Origin of the sequence: Amycolatopsis sp. NPDC021455, assembly GCF_040640995.1 — a bacterium.
Classification (GTDB): Bacteria; Actinomycetota; Actinomycetes; order Mycobacteriales; family Pseudonocardiaceae; genus Amycolatopsis.
Map to the genome: position 1 here is coordinate 57,869 of NZ_JBFACT010000023.1, position 18,525 is coordinate 76,393.

Genomic DNA, 18,525 nt, shown 5'->3' on the forward strand with positions numbered 1-18,525 from the left:
CGGTTCACCCTTCGCCGAGTTCGGCGGCGGTGGGGATCGGGCCACCGCCGTCGGGGATCGGCCTGCCGGAGTCCCGCCAGCGCACGGCGGCCGGGAAACCGTGCTGAGCGGCGAACTCCTGGAACCAGCGGCCCTCGGGGGAGTGGCGGGTGATGCCGTCGAACAGGGTCGCCAGGATCTGGGTGCCGTGCAGGCCCATGTTGTCGTACGCCTGGTTGATCATCAGCTTCTGCATGACCAGCTGGTTGACCGGCACCCCGGCGATGCGGTCGGCCAGCGCCTCCACCGCCCGGTCGAGGCCGGCGGCGGGCACCGCCTCGACCACCAGTCCCCACGCGGCGGCGGTGGCGCCGTCGATCGTGTCGCCGGTCAGCAGCATGCGCTTGGCCCGCTCGGCGCCGAGCCGGTAGACCCACATCGCCGTGGTCGGGCACCCCCACACGCGAGACGGCATGTAGCCGATCCGCGCGTCCTCGGCCATCACCACCAGATCGCAGGACAGGGCGATGTCGCTGCCGCCGGCGACCGCGTATCCGTGGACCTTGGCGATGGTCGGTTTCAGCGAGCGCCAGAGGCTGAAGAAGTCGTCGGTGTTGCGCTTCATCCCCTGGTAGTCCTTGATCGGGTCCCAGACCGGGGGTTGGGTCAGGTCGCCCTGCTCGGCGTACTGCTTGAGGTCGTAGCCCGCGCTGAACGCCCGTCCGGCGCCCTGCAGGACGATCACCCGGACCTCCGGGTCTTCGTTGGCCTGTTCGACGAGGTCCTTGAGCCGGCGGGCCAGCTCGGCGGTGATGGCGTTCAAGCGGTCGGGCCGGTTCAAGGTGAGGTACGCCTTGCGGTCCCGTACTTCATAGCCGATGAGGTCACTCACGTCGCGCTCCTGTCCACTTCCAGGAGGTCCCGGGCGACCGCCGCCCAGTCGTCCAGCAGCCGTTCGGTTCGGCCCCGCTCGCCGCGCAGGACGTCGGAGATGGCCAGCCCGCGCAGGAACTGCACGGTCATCGAGGCGACCATCGGGTACCGGCCACGAGCCGCCAGTTCCGGTCCGAACACCTCGTCGACGACCCGGTAGAGGTCGCGCCGGGCCCGCTTTTCCTCGTGGCGCAGCACTTCCCGCAACGCGTGATCGGTGCGGGAGGCGGCCCACAGCTCCAGCTCGGCGGCGAAGGCCGGGCGCACCATGGACGCGCCGAGCACGCGCACCGCCCGCGTCACCTGGTCGAGCCCGGTGGGCATCTCGGCGACCGCTTCCCGCACGGCTGCCTCGTTGCGCTCCATCAGCTCGCGGATGGTCGCGCCCAGCAACGCTTCGCGAGCAGGGAAGTGGTGCAGCAGGGCACCCCGGCTGAACCCGCCGGCCCGCTGTACTTCGGCCGTGGTGGTGGCGGCGGGCCCGCGCTCGATCAGCAGCTCCACCGCGACGTGCACGATGCGCTGCCGGGTGGCTTCCCGCTGCGCGGCTCGCACTCCTGGCATGGCGGCACATTTTCACAGTCAGGTCTGACTGTCAATGTGGCCGGGACGGGAACAGCCGGTCCAGCCGGTAGTCCACGAGCCGCTCGGCCTGCTCGGGCGTGTACGCCCCGACCATGACGCCCGAAACGAGGCCGGCGGCCATCGTCGCGAGCGCGTCGGCCTCGTGCTGGGCGTCGACGTCCGGCGATGCCCGATGCAGTGCTTGCGCCGTCCGGATCTGCTCCGCCACCGCGCGGACCAGGTGGGGCAGCAACGGTTCCTGGTCCTGCTCCCCGCGGGTCACGTCCACCGCGAAGTACGCGATCTGCACCGCGCACAGCATCCGGCCGCGCTCGTCCGAGGGCAGCACTCCGGTCAGGTACGCCCGGACCACCGCGCGCTCGTCGCCGCTCTCCAGTGCCCGGGTGATGCCGCCCGCCGCGCGCTCGGCACTCAGCTCCACGATCCGCTGCCAGCCGAAGCGGAGCATGTCCTCCTTGGCCGGGAAGTAGTACTGGACGAGGTTCATCGAGATGCCCGCCTCCGCGGCCACCGCACGCAGCGTGACTCCTTGCAGGCCCCGGCCGGCCGCGATGCGGAACAGGGCTTCGGCGATCTCCCGCCTGCGCTGCTGGTGGTCGACGCGTTTCGGCACACGGCCACTCTAACCGCCACGCAGTGTTATAGTGCAAGTGCACCATCAAAACCTTTGGGGAGGAACGATGATCGGTGCTTTCACCGGTGAACAGGCCGAAACCCGCTATCTGGCCGCCTACGACGAAGCCGCCCGCCACTGGCCGGTGCCCGTCCGGGACCTCGACGTCCCGACCCGCTTCGGCCCGACCCGGGTGCGCGCCAGCGGCGAATCCGGGCCGGCTCTCGTGCTCCTGCCGGGCATCATGGGGACGTCGCTGTCCTGGTACCCGCACGTCGCCGAACTCGCCGGGCGGCACCGCGTCTACGCCGTCGACACGATCGGTGAGCCCGGGCGCTCGCGGCAGACCGCGCCCGTACTGACCAACGACGACTGCGCGCAGTGGCTCACCGACGTGCTCGACGGCCTCGGCCACGACCAGGTCCGCTTCGCCGGCGTCTCACGCGGCGGCTGGCTCGCGCTGAACCTCGCCATCCGCGCACCCGCCCGCGTCGCCGGGGTGACCGCGATCGAACCGGCCGGGTTCGCGCACATCGGATCCGGCTTCATCCTCTGGAGCTTCGGCGAGATGCTCCGCTGGCTGCGTCCACGCGCTCCGGAAGACGTCCGGCGCGTGCTGCGGCCGCTGCTGTTCGGCGGCCTCCGGTACCGCGCGCACCACCCGCCGCAGTACCTGTTCACCGACGACGAGCTGCGCGCGATCACCGCCCCGACGCGGATCGTGCTCGGCGAGCGCAGCGTCATCCACCGCGCCCGGGAGGTGGCGGCCCGGATCGGGCCGCTCAACCCGCTCGTGGACGTCGAGGTCGTGCGGCACGCCACCCACGCCCTGTCGCTGCAGCGACCGGAGCTGGTCACCCGCCGGATCCTCGACGGGTGACCAGCCGAGCCGGTCAGGCGGAGAACTGCCACCAGTTCACGTTGAACAGGTAGCCGCTGCCGCCGGTGAACCGCAGGACCAGGTCCTGCGTGCCGGTCACTCCGCTGACCGGGCAGGACACCGAGGTCCACGTCTGCCAGCCGCCGGTGCCCGGGACGGTGCAGCGGCCCACCACCGTGCCGGTGGCGCTGCCCAGCCGCACCTCGATCGTCCCGCCGGAGCCGGCGGAGGCGACGCGGGCGGTGAACGACTTCGCCCCGGCGCCGAAGGCGACGTTGCGGACCTTGACGTTGTCGCCGTTCTCGATCCACCCGATGTTCATGCCGCCTTCGGAAGCCGGTTCGGTCTCGATCCCCGTTTCCCCGTTGATCGTCTCCGCTTCCTGCCGGACGAACGGGTCGAGCGTGTCGGCCGGCGGCGGTCCGGCGGTCGTCATGGTGATCGTCGGAATGCTGCCGTCGGCGTTGTAGGCGAACTTCTCCACCGCCACCGAGCGGGTGTATCCGCCCCCGCCCGGCAGTGCGCCATTGTGGTAGAAGAAGTATGAACTTCCCTTGAAGTCCACGATTCCGGGGTGGTTGGTGAAGCTGCTGCCCTGGGTGGGCATCACCGTGCCGCGGTAGGTCCACGGTCCGGTGGGGCCGGGCGAGGTGGAGTAGGCGATGAACTCCGAACAGCACTTGGCCGCGAACACGTTGTAGTACAGGCCGTTGCGCTTGTAGACCCAGGGCCCTTCCTCGAACAGCGTCGGCCGGTTGCCGCCGTTGGGACGCGTGCCGAACCCGGCGGTGGTGAGCGGGATCTGGGTGGGGCCGCCGGAGTAGGAGATCATGTCGGCGTTGAGCCGGACGTACCACAGGTTGGGGTTGCCCCAGTACAGGTACGCCTGGCCGTTGTCGTCGATGAAGACCGTCGGATCGAACTCGCCGTTCTCCACCAGCGGATGGCCGAGCGCGTCGCGGAACGGCCCGGTGGGGCTGTCGGAGACCCCCACCCCGATGGCCATGCGGCCGCTCGAGCGGTTCACCATCGGGGCGTACCAGTAGAACTTGCCGTTGCGCTCGACGGCCTGGCCGGCCCAGGCGTCCTGTTTGGCCCAGCTGAACGTCGACAGGCTCATCGGCGAGCCGTGGTCGGTCCAGTTCACCATGTCCGCGGACGACCAGACCCGCCAGTCCTTCATGGTGAAGTAGGTCGAGCCGTCCTCGTCGTGCCCGGTGTAGAGGTAGACACGTCCATTGTGGACCAGCGGGGCCGGGTCGGCGGTGTAGATGTGCTGGACGATGGGGTTGTCGGCGTGGGCGGTGCCGGTCAGGGCGCCGAGGGCGCACAGCACACCGGTCAGCAAGGCGGGCAGGCGCCCTCGGCGTCGCATGGTTGTCTCCGTTTCGTGGTAGGGAGCGAGGATCAGCTCGCCGAGCAGCTGGCGGTGGTTCCCTCGGCGTTGCCGGTGCCCTGGAAGCCGAACTCGGTCGACTGCCCGGCCGCGACGGTGCCGTTGTAGGAGACGTTCGACCAGGTGACGCTGCCGGTGGTGCCGCTGTTGGTGGCGCTCCAGCCGTTGGTCACGGCCGCGCCGCCGGGCAGGGTCGTCGTCACCTTCCAGCCGGTGAGGCCGGCGCTGCCGGCGGTGACCTTCAGGTTGGCCACGAAGCCGCCGTTCCACTGGTTCAGCGTGACCGAGGCGGTGCAGTCACCCGGCGGCGGCGTGGTCGTGGTGGTCGTCGGGGTGGTCGGCGTCGTCGGGGTCGTGGGCGTGGTCGGGGTCGTCGGCGTGGTGGGGGTGGTCGGCGTGGCGGCGTTCAGCGCGTCGAGGACGGTGTTGTACGCGGCCTTCTTGTTCCCGTTGCCGTCGAACAGAAGCGGGTTCTCGCCGGAGCGCCAGGAGTCGGTGTCGCGGATGCCCCAGGTGGTGATGCCGGCGCAGCGGGCGACGGCCAGGCAGGCACGGGTCACGGCGCCGTAGGCATTGGCCTGGTTGGAGCCGGAGATGTCGAGCTCGGTGATCTGGACCTCGACGCCGAGGTCGGCGAACCGCTGGAGGTTGGCCTGGTAGTCACCGGGCGGGTTGCCGGAGAGGTGGGACTGGAAGCCGACGCAGTCGATCGGGACGCCGCGGGACTTGAAGTCCTTGACCATGTTGTAGATGCCGGTGCTCTTGGCGTTGACGCCGTCGGTGTTGTAGTCGTTGTAGCAGAGCTTCGCGCCCGGGTCGGCGGCCCGCGCGGCGCGGAAGGCGGCTTCGATCCAGTCGTTGCCGGTGCGCTGCAGGTTGGAGTCGCGGCGCCCGCCGCTGCCGCCGTCGGCGAACGCTTCGTTCACGACGTCCCAGGCGTAGATCTTGCCCTTGTAGTGGGTGGCGACCTGGGTGACGTGGTTCATCATGGCCTGGCGCAGGTCGGAGCCTTCCATACGCTGTGCCCAGCCGGGTTCCTGCTGGTACCACAGCAGCGCGTGCCCGCGCACCCGCTTGCCGTTGCTCACGGCCTGGTTGAGGATCCGGTCGCCGCCGCTGTAGTTGAACTGGCCGCGGTTGGGCTCGGTGGCGTCCCACTTCATCTCGTTCTCCGGCGTGACCATGCTGAACTCCCGGTTCAGGATGTTCACGTAGGTGGAGTCGCCGAGCTTGCCGGCCGCGACGGCGGTGCCGAAGTACCGGCCCGTCTGGGCCGCCGCCGCGCCTAGTGTCGAGGCAGCGCCGTCGGCGGATGTGGCGAGCACCAGGGAAACGCCGATCGAGGTCGCGAGGAACGCCGAAGCGAGTGCGGCCCGGGACAGTGACCGCTTTGTCATTGTCATCTTCACACCTTCATTCGGGGGACGGGGTGCGCGGTCACGGGCTGGTGCACGTGGCCGCGCCGAGGCTCGCCGCGCCGGGACCGGACACGAGGAAGCCGAAGGTCGTGGACGCGCCCGCGCCGAGCGCGCCGTTGTAGGCGACGTTCTTCACGGTCACCGTGCCGGTGCCGGTCGCCGTTCCGCCCCAGATCTGGCCGATGGTCTGGCCGCTGGGCAGGGTGAACCGCACGGTCCAGCCGGCGAGGGCGGTGGTGCCGCTGTTGGCGACGGTCACCTCACCCTGGTATCCGCCGTTCCAGGGGGTGCCCACGACCCGCGGCGTCGCGGTGCAGGCGCCGTCACCGGCCGGTGGCTGGGGGTCGCCGCCGATGCTGCCCGGCACCGCCTTGAGCGCGTCGTACCAGGTGGTGGCCATCTTGCTGTAGCCGGCCGCGTTCGGGTGGATGCCGTCGGGCAGGTCCGCGATGGCGACGGACGGGTACATGTCGACCAGGTGCACGCGCTTACCGGCCGCGGCCTTGGCCCGCATGTCGGGCGCGATCGCCGCGTTGAAGGTGCGCACGGTCTGGTCGGCGAAGCTGATCGGGATGATGGTGGCCACGAACAGTTCGGTGTCCGGGACCTGGTTCGTGATCTTGTCGACCAGCGCCGACAGCCGCCGCGGCGCGCCGGCCGGGTCGCTGCCGTACATGTCGTTGGTGCCGATGTGCAGCAGGATCGTGTGCGGGTGGAACCGGGTCAGCCAGCCGGAGATGTTCGCGTCGATCTGGGCGATGGTCCAGCCCGGGTGGCCTTCGTGGTCGCGGTCGGGCATGCTCGCCGGCCCGTCGGCCAGCGAGCCGACGAAGTCGATCGCGTGCCCGTCGGCCCGCAGTTTCGCGCCGAGGTCGAGGCGGTAGCTCCCGATCGACCCGCCCTGGGTGATCGAATCCCCCAGCGGCATGATCGGCACCGCGGCGGCGGCGCCCTCCGCGGCCCCGGGCATGACACTCAGCGCGGCGGCGCAGGCCGCCAGTACACCGGCGATCATCTTCGCGAGTTTCATCGGGGAATCCTTCGTCCTGCGGGGCGGGTATTCCATTTCACGCCGTATTCCGCTCGGTTGAACAGCGTATCCGGATAGCAACGCCGACGGCGGAATCCCGGGTAAGTTACATTTCTCCCGTCTTTCGAAACTTTCGGCGCCGGAAAATCATCGGTTCACGCGCGAGCCCACTTCTGGTTCGGCTGCCCGTTGCAGGTCCAGAGGATGACGTGCGACCCGTTGGCGGTGGCGGCGCGTTCGACGTCGAGGCAGAGCCCGGAGCGGGTGTTGCGGATCGAGCCGTCCTGGCCGAGCGTCCACTTCTGGTTGTCCTGGCCGGTGCACGACCGGCTGAGGACCTGGGCGCCACTGGCGCCGCCGTCGAGGCACTTGTCGCCGAAGACGCGGATTTCGCTGTTGCCCCAGCTGGTCCACAGCTGGTTGGCGGCGGTCTGGCAGTCCCAGATCAGCGTGCCCGCCCCGGAAGCGGTGGAGCCGTTGTCGACGTCGAGGCACCGGCCCGAACCCGTGTCCCGCAGCCGCGACGTCGTGGCGGCCAGCGGAGTACCGCCGGACACCCGGTAGGCGGCGATGCCGTGCGCCGGCACGCTCGCGGCGATCGCGCCGCTCGTGGTGCTGGTCCCGCCGGTCCACAGGTCGGTGAGGGTGAACGAGCTGCCGGAGAGGCCCACCTGGGCCGCGGTGGTGCTGATGGTCGCGGTGCCGCCGCCGCGGTTGAGCAGCCCGACCGCGACCGACCCGTCGGACAGGGGCTTGGCGAAGATCTCGACGTCGCCGTCGTCGCGGACCCGGCGTCCGCCCGCGCCGAGCCGGTCCTGGTCGACGGCCAGCAGGCGCGGGTTGCGGAGGATCGCGCTGATGTCGGCGGACATCGTGCGGATGTCGTTGCCCGCCATCAGGGGCGCGGCCAGCAGCGCCCAGAGCGTGAAGTGGGTGCGGGATTCGGTGAGGGACAGGCCGGGCCGGCCGACGACGAGCATGTCCGGGTCGTTCCAGTGCCCCGGTCCGGCCTGCGCGGCCAGCGGGGCGGTGACGTCGAGGACGTTGCCCACGCCCATCGGGTAGCTGTTGGTGTTGCCGTTCTGCCAGATGTCCAGCAGGTCCTCGGTGGTGCGCCAGAGGTCGGCGACCTGGCCCCAGTCGTACTTGTCGCCGGTGATGGCGTGGTAGCTGTTGGGGTTGATGCTGTAGACGATCGGCCGGCCCGTGGCGCGCAGCGCGTCCCGCATGAGGCCGAACCGGGTGACCTGCTCGTCGCGGGTGCCGGCGGGGGAGCACCAGTCGTACTTGAGGTAGTCCACGCCCCAGGAGGCGAACGTGCGGGCGTCCTGGGTCTCGTGGCCCTGGCTGCCGGTGGAACCGGGGTAGGTGCCACCGCGCTGGGCGCACGTGCGGTCGGTGGGGACCTGGTAGATGCCGAACTTCAGGCCGCGGGCGTGGATGTAGTCGCCCAGGGCCTTCATCCCGCTCGGGAACTTCGACGGGCTGCCCCGCAGGTTGCCCTGGGCGTCGCGTTGCGGGTCGAACCAGCAGTCGTCGACCACGACGTACTGGTAGCCCGCGTCGCGCATGCCGGAGGAGACCATCGCGTCGGCCGCCTGGTGGACGGTGGACTCGCTGACGTTGCAGCCGAAGCTGTTCCAGCTGTTCCACCCCAGGGGAGGCGTGAGCGCCGGGCTGCCGGGAGCTGCGACGGCCGCGGGCGAGACGACGGACAACGAGAGCGCCGCGGCCGCCGCGGCGAGCACGGGCAGGATCCGGTGGCGGGTTCGAGCGGGCATCGTGCCCCTTTCCGGGCAGTGGGTCCACATCGGACGGCGACCGGCCGGGCGCCGCGACGCCCGGCCGGTGCGGGGCCTAGTTCACGCTGGCGGAGAAGGAGTTGACGGCGAGGCCGACGCCACCGCTCCACGGCTCGAACCCGGCCTGGATGCTGGTCAGGTACCAGGAGCGGTCGACGCGCGTGCGGGCGTCGACGTTGTTCACGAAGTCCATGACGTTGAACGAGTAGTTCGCCGTCGGGGACTGGGCCACGTAGGACAGGACGTCGTTGCCGCCGTTGTTGCCCTGCCACACGTCCCAGTTGCGGCCACCGAGGTTGACGGTGCCGACCTTGCCGCCGACCGGCTGGACGTTGCCGGTGTGGTTGAGCCAGATCATCAGTTCCATCTGGTTGACCCCGTTGGTCTTGGGGGTCGGGTCCATCCAGATGTCGTAGGAGGCGTCGAACACCGAGCCGCCGACGTAGTTGTAGGAGATCGACGACGGCGCGCTGCCGATCCGGCTGAGCTGCCGCGGCAGGTTCGTGCCGGGGGAGCAGTTGTTGTAGTGACACCCGATGTAGATCGCCGGGTAGGACAGCGGCGCCCCGCCGCTGGTCGAGCCCTGCTGGGTCTGGATCCGGAACCCGCTGCCGGTGACGTTGATGCACTGGGTGGCGCTGCTGCCCCAGCGGTTGTTCATGACGACGTACCGGCCGCCGATGGTGGTCGAGCCGTACTGGTCGCAGATCAGCGTGTCCGCGTGCGCGGCCGGCGCGACGGCGACCGGTGCCGCCAGCCCGGCCGCGGCGAGCATCACCGCGGACAAAGCGTGCCTCAGTTTCATGTGCTGCCTCCACCTCGTTGTGGTGTCGTTCTGGGAGCGCTCTCAACCTGAGTGGTTCCGATGAAACCACAGTGAAAGGCCGGAGCAAAGAGCCTGGCGGTGATCAATTTTCAATTTCCGGCCCAACGCTGGGAGCGCTCCCGGCCGGGCGGGTCACGCCGCCGCGCGCAGGGCCCACTTCTGGTTCGCCTGCCCGTTGCAGGTCCACAGGATCAGCTTGGTCCCGCTGGTCGTGCCCTGCCCGGTCGCGTCGAGACAGCGGCCGGACTGCACGCCGGTGATCGTGCCGTCGGCGTTGACGTTCCACTGCTGGTTGGCCTGGCCGCCGCAGTCCCAGATGATCACCGGGGTGCCGTCGGCCGTGCCCTGCCCGGACGCGTCCAGGCACTTCGACCCGAAGGCCGTCAGCTGTTTGCCGGTGGGCGTCCAGGTCGCCCCGGCGCAGTCCTGCAGCTGCACCGCGGTGCCGTTGGCGGAACCCGGGACGTCGGCGCACCGGCCCGACTGCGCGCCGACGATCTGCCGCGCGGTGGACTGGCCGGGGGTGCCGATGCTGCCCGGGACCGCTTTCAGCGCGGTGAACCAGGTCGCGGCCATCTTGTCGTAGCCGCCGGGGGTGGGGTGGACACCGTCGACCAGGTCGGCGGTCGTCAGCGCGGCGTGCATGTCCACCAGGTGCACGTGCTTGCCGGCGTTCTGCTTGCTCTGCACCATTCCGGGGATCGTGGCGTTGAAGGTACGCCCGGCGGCCTCCTGGCCGCTGTTGGCGATCGGGATGATCGTCGCGACGAAGACCTCGGCGTCGGGCACCGTCGCGGTGATGTGGTCGACCAGGGCGGACAGGCGGGCGGGGGCACCCGCGACGTCGTGGTTCTGCAGGACGTCGTTGGTGCCGATGTGCAGCAGGACCGTGTGCGGGGTGGTGGTGCGCAGCCAGGACACGATGTTCGCGTCGATCTGGTCGATGCGCCAGCCCGGGTGGCCCTCGTGGTCGTGGTCGCCGAGGGTGGCGGGTCCGTTGGACTGCGAGCCGACGAAGTCCACCTGGTACCCGCCGGCCGTGACCCGCTGCCAGAGCCCGACGCGGTAGCCGCCGCCCGCCGGAACGCCGTCGGTGATGGAGTCGCCCAGCGGCATGACTCGCACCCCGCCGTTGGATTCGGCGGTGGCGGTGCCCGGCAGCAGGACCCCGGCGAGCAGGGCCGCCGACGCGGCGAGCCACCCGAGTTTCATCCGCATGCTTCTCCTTTCGTCGGACCGCGGGGCCGGGGCACTTTCACATGAGAGTGCCCCGGCCCCGCGGCAGGTCACGCGCCGGTGATGGTCCACTGGTTGTTGGTGCTGGAGTTGGGCGTCCACAGGCCCACGCTCGAGCCGGAGGTGGCATTGCCCATGCCGTCCAGCGCCGTGCCGGTGCCCCGATTGACGATCTGGTAGCGGCCGTTGCCCAGGCTGTTCAGCCGCCACTGCTGGTTGTTGCCGCCGTTCCACGACGCCTGGACGCAGGTGGCGCCGTTGGCGCTGTTGCCCCCGCTGTCGGCGACCATCCCGTTGGTGCGGTTGATGAGCCGGTAGTAGCCGCCGCCCGCGTCGGCGAGCTGCCACTGCAGGTTGGTGCTGCCGTCCCAGTTCCACTGCTTGAGCGGGGAGCCGGCCGCGACGTTGCCGCCGCTGTCGAGCACCAGCCCGGTGGTGACGTTGGCGATCCGGGCCCAGCCGGTCGGCAGCGGGCCGGTGCCGGGGGTGGGGATCTGCCCGGAGAACGTCAGCTTCACCACGTACGCGAGTGCGCTGAACGGCGGGTTCGACGACGGCATGGTGAGGTGCAGGCCCGAGCCGTCCTGGGTGCGGCCGGTCAGGGTCGTGGCGGCGCCGGCGTCCGGGCCGAGCAGCTGGACCGAGGCCAGGTTGGCCAGGTTGATCCGGTTCGAGCCGAGGGTGGTGATGTTGAGGGTGCTTCCCGGCCAGCCCAGCACGGTCGCGTACAGCACGGTGTTGTCCTTGCTGCGGGTGAACCGGATGTCGGTGCTGGTCCCCTCCACCGGGGTGGTGAAGGAGCCGCCGCCCATCTTCGTCGGCCCCTCGCCGTACACCGCCCAGGCGCGGGTGCTGTAGAGCGACTCGCCGAACCGCTTCAGGTGGTCCCCGATGCCGAGCAGGATCGTGCGCTGCCCGGCGGGGATCGTGCCGTCGGCCATCGGGGCGATGTTCAGCAGCATGTTGCCGTTCTTGCTGATCCGGTCGATCAGCGAGTGCAGCATGGCCTTGACCGAGTAGTAGCCGATGCCCACGGTGTAGCACCAGCTGGAGCTGGAGATGCTGTCGTCGGTCAGCCAGTACGGGTTCAGGATGTCGCCCGGGCCGCCGCGTTCGAAGTCGAAGACCTCGCCGCGGTTGTTGAAGCCGTCCTTGTAGCTGGCGACGACGTCCTTGTTCCACGCGACCGCCTGGTTGTAGAAGTGCGCGAGGAAGTTCAGCCGCTGCGACTCGTCGACCAGGTTCAGGTCGAAGTCCTGGTAGACCAGGTCGGGCTGGTAGCCGTCGACGACTTCGCGGAGCTTGTCGTACCACAGCTGGTTTTCCGCCGCGTGGCCGTTCTGGCCGAACAGCCGCCGCAGCGACTCGGTCGGCTGGTTCGGCACGTGGTCGTAGTAGCCGTTGAAGTGGTACGCGTGGTGCAGCGCGGTCACCAGCTTGAGCCCCTTGGCGCGGATCGCGTCCGCGTGCAGCCGCAGCAGGTCCAGCTTCGGGCCGGTCTTGACCGAGTTCCATTCGTTGGCGGAGCTGTTCCACATCGAGTAGCCGTCGTGGTGCTCGGCGACCGGCCCGGCGAACTTCGCGCCGGCGTCGGCGAACAGTTGCGCCCACTCGTTCGGGTCGAAGCTGCCGCCCGCCGACTTGAGCTTCGGCGCGAACTGCACCCAGTTGCCCGCCTTGTCGCGGGCGCCGTTGATGAAGTTCTGGTACGGCCACGCCGACGGGTCGCCGAACACGGCCTTGTGGTGGTTGTTCTCGTTGGACCCGCCGATGTACATGTTGCGCGGGTACCACTCGTTGCCGAACGCGGGGACGCTGAACACGCCCCAGTGGTAGTAGATGCCGAACTTGGCGTCCTGGAACCACTCCGGCGCCGGCGGGTGCTGGTCGACCGACGACCAGGACGGCGTGTAGCTGCTCGGTCCTTCGGTCGCCCACACGGTGCGGACGCGGAACACCCCGGCGGCCGCGGCGACCCCGGCCACCGCGATCAGCTTGCGCCGGGACAGCTCGAACGAAGACATGCGGGAGCCTTTCAGTTCAGGGACCACTTCTGGTTGTTCGCGCCGGTGCACGTGGCCAGCTGCGTCAGGGTGCCGTTCGCGGTCCCGGACCCGGTGACGTCGAGGCACAGTCCGGATTGGACACCGGTGACCGTGCCGTTGGCGTTGAACGTCCACTGCTGGTTGTTCTGCCCGTTGCAGTTCCAGATGATGACCTTGGTGCCGGGGGTGGTGCCCCGGCCGCTGGCGTCGAGGCAGCGCGTGCCGTTGTAGACGGTCAGCTCGCCGGCGCCCGTGCGGGTCCAGGTCTGGTTGGTGCCGCCGTTGCAGTCCCAGATCTGCACGCTCGTGCCGGGGTTGGTGCTGACGCCGCTGACGTCCAGGCACTTGTTCGCGCCCACCGCGTGCACCGCGCCGGTGTTGGTCTGGCCGCCTCCGGTGCTGTAGCCCGCGGCGACGACGCTGGCCTGCACCGCGTTCTCCGTGGCGTCCGTCGGGAAGCCGCTGGTCACCGCGCCCTCGAAGAACTCGCCGACGCCGGAGTTGCTGTTGTCGCCGCCCGTGCCCAGCAGGATCGACGGCTCCAGCTTCATGGGCGAGTAGCCGCGCGGCAGCCCGCCTGAGTACGGGGTGGTGAGGCCGCCGGTGGTGGCGTCGCCGTACTTCAGGGTGAAGTTGCTGGTGCCGTTGTTCTTCTCCCACGCGCTGACGAACGGGTGGTGCACGCCGGGGTTGTTCGGGTCCTTGTTGGATCCGGTTCCGGTGTGGTACATGCCGTTCTCGAGGTCGGCCTCGACCCACGGGCCGGTGCCGGTGCAGCCGTTGAACCAGCAGGCGGTGCCCCAGTAGATGGCGTTCATGGTGGCGTTGCCGGTGTCGTTGTGGGAGATCTCGCCGCTGCCGTAGTCGAAGCAGCACCACTGGTTGACGTAGTTCGACGAGGTGATCATGTAGATCCCCTCCGGCTGCGCCCCGACCGGCACGTTCCTGGCGTTGTCGATCCGGTAGCCGACGCCCTGGGTGACCTTGATCCCGTACACCGGGTGCCCGCCGGCGGTCACCGGCAGCGCCATCGCGTCCGCGCCGATGTCGGACCCGTTCGGGCCCGGTCCCTTCCAGAAGCCGCCCCACGAGATCGGCAGGTCGTTGTGGTTGGCGGTCTGGTCGTAGATCTTCGTGACCGTGCACTTGGTGCCGGCGCAGAACGAGACCTGCGGGGCCGAGTCCGCGTAGCCGCCCGCTTCCAGCAGGCCGATGTCGAGGTACTTCTGGTCGGAGGCCCGCTGGATCTGGTACAGCGGGCCGTTGTACGCCCCGAACAGGGCGCGGGTGGTGCTGTGCGCCGTGACGCAGGGCGTGCCGCCGGCGGCGTAGAGGTCGCACGCCTGCTGCGTGGCGGCCTGGGCCGCGGGAACGGAGGCGGCGACGGCTCCGGTGGTCAGGGCGAGGGCCGCGGCCGCGGTCAGCAGTCTTCTTCTCAACGATGAAATCATGACGAAACCTCTCTCAAAAGGGCACGCGGTCAGCCGAGGGTCCACTTCTGGTTGGCCGCGGCGGTGCAGGTGGCGAGCTGGACCGGGGTGCCGTTGGTGGTGGCGGAGCCGGTCACGTCGAGGCACAGTCCGGATTGGACACCGGTGATGGTGCCGTTGCCGTTGACCTGCCACTGCTGGTTGGCCTGGCCGTTGCAGTTCCAGATGACGATCTTGGTGCCGGGGCTGGTGCCCTGGCCGCTGGCGTCGAGGCACCGCGTTCCGTTGTAGACGGTCAGCTCACCGGCACTGGTCCGGGTCCAGGACTGGTTGGTCCCGCCGTTGCAGTCCCAGATCTGGACCGCGGCGCCGGGGGTCGTGCTGACGCCGCTGACGTCCAGGCACTTGTTCGCGCCCACCGCGTGCACCGGCGTCGCGACCGGGGTGGTGCCGCCGCCCGGACCGGCCGCGGCGATGACCTGCTGGGCGCCCGACGGCCAGTTCGTGCCGCTGACCTGGACGTTCCCGGTCAGGACGTTGTTGTGCGGCGCCCCGGTGGCCACCTGGGTCGCGCCGCCGTTGTACCAGTTGCCGCTGAAGGTGCTGTCGTTGGTGTTGTTGGACCCGTTGGCGTTGGTGAAGGCCCAGACCCCGGAGTCCTGGATCACGTTGGCCGACAGCGTCACGTACCGGGAGCCTTCGTCCAGGTACAGCCCGACCGTGCGGTTGTTGTCGTAGATGTAGTTGTGGTCGATCGAGCTGCCCGGGTTGGCGGAGAGGTTGTAGATGCTGCCGCCGTCGTGCATGAGCTTCTTCGTGCCGTGCACCCGGTTGTAGCTGACGACGGTGTCCCGCAGCGTCGTCGGCGTGCTGTAGACGGGCTGGTAGTCGTACAGGCCGCGGTTGCGGTAGTCCTGGCTGCCGCCCTGGTCGTTGGCGCCCCAGCCCCAGCCGACGTCGATGCCGTCGTAGGTCAGGTTCGAGACTTCGTTGTGCGTGATGACGGTGTGCGTCGCGTAGGTCGACAGGATGCCGGCCATCTCCCGGTAGTCCAGGGCGACCCGGCTCACCGTGTTGTTCGAGATGGTGACGTCCTTGTTCGTCATGGCCGGGTTCGACGGGTGGTGGGCGTCGGGGCGCACGCCGCCGACGATGACGCCGCCGCCGGAGACCTCGGTGAAGGTGTTGTGGTCCACGGTGATCGACGACGCCCCGAGGCCGATGCCGGAGCCGTGGGCGTTCGCGTCGTTGCCGATGCCCAGCGCGACCTGCCCGAGGTGGGTGAAGGTGTTGCCGCTGAAGGTGATTCCCGTGGCGGCCGAGACCTGGACGGCCGCGGGTGCCTGCGCCCAGCCGTTGCGCGCGCCCTCGAACTGCCTGCAGCCCGACTGGCAGGAGGTCAGGAAGTCACCCGGCATCGGGGCCGCGGCCGGGAGGAACGTGCCGGTCTGCTGGTTCGCGTACCCGACCGACGTGCTCGGCGTGAGCCACGTCGTGTGCTCGAAGTGCAGGCCCTTGAAGGCGAGGTTGCGCACCGGGTTGTCGTAGCTGCCGCTGATCTGCACCAGCGACGTCAGCCGCGGCAGCTCGACGTCGTGGCTGCCGGGCACCCACCCCGAGGGTGCCTTGTAGTACAGCTTTCCGGCCTGCGGGTCCAGGTACCACTGGCCGGTGTTCTTGAGGAAGGAGTAGGAGTTCTCCAGGAACAGCTGGCCGCCGCCGAACGGCTTGGCGAGCGTGTCGTAACCCCAGTTGTTGTTGTTCCACGCGGGTTGCTGCATGACGATCGAGGTGCCGCTGATGTGGTCGACGGGGGAGTACCGGTCGGTGAACGAGTTCTGGCTCTCCACCTCGATCCGGTTCTGCTGCGGCAGGGTGGCGAGGTAGTTCAGCGCGGAGTTCGTGATGGTCATGCCGCTCGTGGTGAACTGCACGTCGTTGCGGGAGATCGGGATCGACGCGCGCGGGGCGAGCGCGCCGTCGACGAACAGCTGCCGGGAGTCGGCGCCCTGCGGCACCGACGCCACCCAGATGTTCTGGCCCGCGTCCTGCACCGACCAGCCACCGACCTGCGAACCACCGGAGAGGATCGGCGTCTGGCCGGCCGCGGCCTGCCAGGTGACGGTGTGGCCGTTCTGCCCGGAGTCGGCGCTGGTGAACGCCAGCGGCGCCGACAGCCGGTAGGTGCCCCCGGCGAGCTGCACGACGACGTCGTTGGCGCCCGACTGGGCCCTGGCCAGCTGCTGGGCCTTGGCCGGGGTGGCGACCGGCTGGTCGGGCGTGCCGGGGTTGCTGTCACTGCCGTTCGGCGCGACGGCGATGGTGACGGTGGCGGCTTCGGCGGACGGCGTGGCCAGCACGGTCAGTACTAGTGCGGCGGCGAGCGCGGCGGCGGTGCGCGACGGCATGGCGGGGACCTCTCGGGGACGGGTTACGGGGTGTCGAAGGGGGAGCGGTAGGACGGCGGCCGGGTGCGCAGGTCGAGGCCCAGGGTGAGCCGGACGGTGGTGGAGCGGGGGAGCCGGACGGTCAGCCACGGCCCGTCGGCGCGGGTGGACGCCGACGTCACCCGTGGCGCCGAATGCCCGTAGTCGTAGAGCCCGCCGACCCAGGACGGGTCCTCGCAGACGGTGTGGCACACGGTGCGGATGGTGTCCTGGCCGAACGCCCCGGCCTGCACGATCACCGTGTGGCCGGTCCCGGGGTCGAGGTTGACCAGGTCGACGACGGTGGCCTCGGGCTCGATGCGGGACACCAGCGCCGCCACCGACGGCGGCAGCCCGGGCCGCCCGGCGTCGGCGTCGTGGTAGCGCAGGCGCGCCTGCTGCAGGCCGCCGTTGTAGAGCACCTGCGGGCCGCCCCAGGTCAGCTGCACCAGTGCCTCGGTGACCACCGGGTTGGCCTGCTGCCACAGGTGGATGTCGGCCTCGGCGACGTCCTGGCCGCGGTGGCGTTCCATGCGGGCCAGGCGGTGGCGGACCTGGGCCTGCGCGGCCGCCAGGATGCGTTCCGGGTAGGTGGGGTCGTCGCCGGCCAGGAACGCGAACCAGGGCTCTTCGTGCCCGGCCTCCTCCTTGTTCCGGAACGCGCGCACGGTACGCCAGTCGTACCCGCCGGCCTCGCGCAGCCGCTCGATCCGCTTGCGGTCGCCGGCCGCGGCGGAGTGGTGCCACAGCGCGACCGGCACGGACATCAGCATCGGGTTGTAGTCGAACCAGCCCCGGTCGGAGTACCGGAAGGGCACGTGCAGCGTCGGCGTGCCGACGTCCGGGCCGAGCTGGGGGACCCAGCGGGACCGCAGGCTGGAGTCGGCTTCGGTGAAGGCCATCACCTTGCCCTGGGCGATGACCTCGTCCAGGGCCGGGCGGACCAGGTCGAGGAAGGACTCGTCCCCGGTGGCCGCGACCCCGGCGAGGGCGGCGACGGTGGCGGCCTGCCCGACGCTGTACCAGCCGTGCGGCCAGGACCAGCCGTAGTGGCCGCCGTACCACCGGCCCTCCAGCAGCCCGCCGACCGTGCCGTCCGGGGCGACGTTGTCCGGGACGATCCCGCCGTTGGCGCTCGCGCGGGCGCACCAGGCGCCGGCGTACTCGGCGATCCAGTCGCGGTACCGCGGTTCGCCGGTCAGCATCAGCGCGTTGAGCACGAGCCCGGTCGCGGCCAGGTTGACCGCGGTGTCGCCCACGCCCACCCGGCGGCGCAGCTGCTCGCCCAGCCGCGGGTCCTCGTCGCGCGGGGGCTCGGCGGTCCCCGGCGGCAGGACCCACTCCAGCGGGAAGCCGTACATCCGGGCTTCTTCGGGGAGCCAGGGGTAGGACCGGCCGTCGAACAGGCCTTCCCGGTGCCGGTCGCTGCCGTTGTGCGGCCGCCGGATGATCCGGCGCGCCGGGTCGTAGTTGCCGTGGGCCGGGTCGGCGTAGAGGTCCGCGAACCGCCGCGCCCGCTCGGTCCAGCGCCCGGGCGCGGCCAGGCACAGGAAGTAGAACAGCAGCAGGCTCTCGCCCTGGTGGAACCAGTCGTACCCGCGCTCGTACTCCCGCTCCAGCATCCCGAGCTCGGTGAGCTGGCGGGTGACGCCTTCCCAGTGCCGTTCGGCGGCCGGAAGCAGGTCGTCGGCGCCGCCCAGGAGGTAAAGTTGCGGCCAGTTGAAGAAAGTTTCGTAGAAGTCGTCCACCCCGTCGCGGGTGGAGAGCCGGCCGCCGTAGGCCAGCCGTCCGTCGGGTCCGGTGAAGTCGCGCTCGAACGCGCGCCAGGCCCGGTCGAGCAGGTCGAACAGGCCGCGCTGGGCCACGGCCCAGCCGGGCGGTTCGAGCAACGGCACCGAGGCCGTGATCACGGGGTCCATCCCGGGC

General features: G+C 70.2%; 14 protein-coding genes. 1 reads left to right on the forward strand and 13 read right to left on the reverse strand.

Annotated elements, in window-relative coordinates; translation table 11 throughout:
- Positions 1–4: 4 nt before the first annotated feature.
- The 3 genes from AB0G28_RS24870 to AB0G28_RS24880 are packed head-to-tail and all read right to left on the reverse strand — an operon-like array spanning position 5 to position 2,110.
- On the reverse strand, positions 5–871 hold the full coding sequence (locus AB0G28_RS24870; protein ID WP_361093351.1) for a crotonase/enoyl-CoA hydratase family protein: 867 nt from the start codon (positions 869–871) through the stop codon (positions 5–7).
- On the reverse strand, positions 868–1,476 hold the full coding sequence (locus AB0G28_RS24875; RefSeq protein ID WP_361093354.1) for a TetR/AcrR family transcriptional regulator: 609 nt from the start codon (positions 1,474–1,476) through the stop codon (positions 868–870). Before AB0G28_RS24875 ends, AB0G28_RS24870 begins: the two co-directional genes overlap by 4 nt.
- A 31-nt stretch (positions 1,477–1,507) precedes the next feature.
- Entirely contained in the window at positions 1,508–2,110 is a 603-nt protein-coding gene (locus AB0G28_RS24880; RefSeq protein ID WP_361093357.1) for a TetR/AcrR family transcriptional regulator, read from the reverse strand.
- Positions 2,111–2,177: 67 nt separating this feature from the next.
- On the opposite strand from AB0G28_RS24880, the gene AB0G28_RS24885 reads away from it, so the two are divergent.
- Positions 2,178–2,990 carry an alpha/beta hydrolase gene (locus AB0G28_RS24885; protein WP_361093360.1) on the forward strand — a complete coding sequence of 271 codons (813 nt, stop codon included), beginning with the start codon at positions 2,178–2,180 and terminating at the stop codon, positions 2,988–2,990.
- 13 nt (positions 2,991–3,003) lie between these two features.
- Here the strand turns inward: AB0G28_RS24885 and AB0G28_RS24890 are convergent, their stop codons facing one another.
- The 10 genes from AB0G28_RS24890 to AB0G28_RS24935 form a co-directional block, all read right to left on the reverse strand.
- Entirely contained in the window at positions 3,004–4,365 is a 1,362-nt protein-coding gene (locus AB0G28_RS24890; protein ID WP_361093363.1) for a glycoside hydrolase family 43 protein, read from the reverse strand.
- 32 nt (positions 4,366–4,397) lie between these two features.
- Positions 4,398–5,789 (reverse strand): endo-1,4-beta-xylanase, encoded by a 1,392-nt coding sequence (locus AB0G28_RS24895; protein WP_361093366.1) that lies wholly within the window; start codon positions 5,787–5,789, stop codon positions 4,398–4,400.
- Between the two features lie 34 nt (positions 5,790–5,823).
- Complete coding sequence (locus AB0G28_RS24900; protein WP_361093369.1) at positions 5,824–6,834, reverse strand: cellulose binding domain-containing protein; 1,011 nt, start codon at positions 6,832–6,834, stop codon at positions 5,824–5,826.
- Between the two features lie 155 nt (positions 6,835–6,989).
- The gene (locus tag AB0G28_RS24905; RefSeq protein ID WP_361093372.1) at positions 6,990–8,615 is read right to left on the reverse strand and encodes a ricin-type beta-trefoil lectin domain protein; all 1,626 of its coding nucleotides are present in this window, start codon (positions 8,613–8,615) and stop codon (positions 6,990–6,992) included.
- Between the two features lie 76 nt (positions 8,616–8,691).
- On the reverse strand, positions 8,692–9,441 hold the full coding sequence (locus tag AB0G28_RS24910) for a glycoside hydrolase (protein ID WP_361093375.1): 750 nt from the start codon (positions 9,439–9,441) through the stop codon (positions 8,692–8,694).
- 153 nt (positions 9,442–9,594) lie between these two features.
- On the reverse strand, positions 9,595–10,680 hold the full coding sequence (locus tag AB0G28_RS24915; protein ID WP_361093378.1) for a ricin-type beta-trefoil lectin domain protein: 1,086 nt from the start codon (positions 10,678–10,680) through the stop codon (positions 9,595–9,597).
- A gap of 68 nt (positions 10,681–10,748) precedes the next feature.
- Positions 10,749–12,722: an alpha-L-fucosidase gene (locus AB0G28_RS24920; protein WP_361093381.1), complete on the reverse strand. Its 1,974-nt coding sequence runs from the start codon at positions 12,720–12,722 to the stop codon at positions 10,749–10,751.
- 11 nt (positions 12,723–12,733) lie between these two features.
- Complete coding sequence (locus tag AB0G28_RS24925) at positions 12,734–14,194, reverse strand: arabinofuranosidase catalytic domain-containing protein (protein WP_361093384.1); 1,461 nt, start codon at positions 14,192–14,194, stop codon at positions 12,734–12,736.
- A 29-nt stretch (positions 14,195–14,223) separates the two neighbouring features.
- A complete protein-coding gene (locus AB0G28_RS24930; protein ID WP_361093387.1) occupies positions 14,224–16,581 on the reverse strand; it encodes an RICIN domain-containing protein in 2,358 nt (785 codons plus the stop codon).
- Between the two features lie 23 nt (positions 16,582–16,604).
- Positions 16,605–18,518 carry a hypothetical protein gene (locus tag AB0G28_RS24935; RefSeq protein WP_361093390.1) on the reverse strand — a complete coding sequence of 638 codons (1,914 nt, stop codon included), beginning with the start codon at positions 18,516–18,518 and terminating at the stop codon, positions 16,605–16,607.
- Positions 18,519–18,525 lie beyond the last annotated feature (7 nt).

Coding starts and splice junctions, on each gene's coding strand:
- AB0G28_RS24900 (WP_361093369.1), bottom strand. CDS start 6,834: ATGAAACTCGCGAAGATGATCGCCGGTGTACTGGCGGCCTGCGCCGCC.
- AB0G28_RS24885 (WP_361093360.1), top strand. CDS start 2,178: ATGATCGGTGCTTTCACCGGTGAACAGGCCGAAACCCGCTATCTGGCC.
- AB0G28_RS24895 (WP_361093366.1), bottom strand. CDS start 5,789: ATGACAATGACAAAGCGGTCACTGTCCCGGGCCGCACTCGCTTCGGCG.
- AB0G28_RS24915 (WP_361093378.1), bottom strand. CDS start 10,680: ATGCGGATGAAACTCGGGTGGCTCGCCGCGTCGGCGGCCCTGCTCGCC.
- AB0G28_RS24920 (WP_361093381.1), bottom strand. CDS start 12,722: ATGTCTTCGTTCGAGCTGTCCCGGCGCAAGCTGATCGCGGTGGCCGGG.
- AB0G28_RS24875 (WP_361093354.1), bottom strand. CDS start 1,476: ATGCCAGGAGTGCGAGCCGCGCAGCGGGAAGCCACCCGGCAGCGCATC.
- AB0G28_RS24890 (WP_361093363.1), bottom strand. CDS start 4,365: ATGCGACGCCGAGGGCGCCTGCCCGCCTTGCTGACCGGTGTGCTGTGC.
- AB0G28_RS24925 (WP_361093384.1), bottom strand. CDS start 14,194: ATGATTTCATCGTTGAGAAGAAGACTGCTGACCGCGGCCGCGGCCCTC.
- AB0G28_RS24930 (WP_361093387.1), bottom strand. CDS start 16,581: ATGCCGTCGCGCACCGCCGCCGCGCTCGCCGCCGCACTAGTACTGACC.
- AB0G28_RS24905 (WP_361093372.1), bottom strand. CDS start 8,615: ATGCCCGCTCGAACCCGCCACCGGATCCTGCCCGTGCTCGCCGCGGCG.
- AB0G28_RS24910 (WP_361093375.1), bottom strand. CDS start 9,441: ATGAAACTGAGGCACGCTTTGTCCGCGGTGATGCTCGCCGCGGCCGGG.
- AB0G28_RS24935 (WP_361093390.1), bottom strand. CDS start 18,518: ATGGACCCCGTGATCACGGCCTCGGTGCCGTTGCTCGAACCGCCCGGC.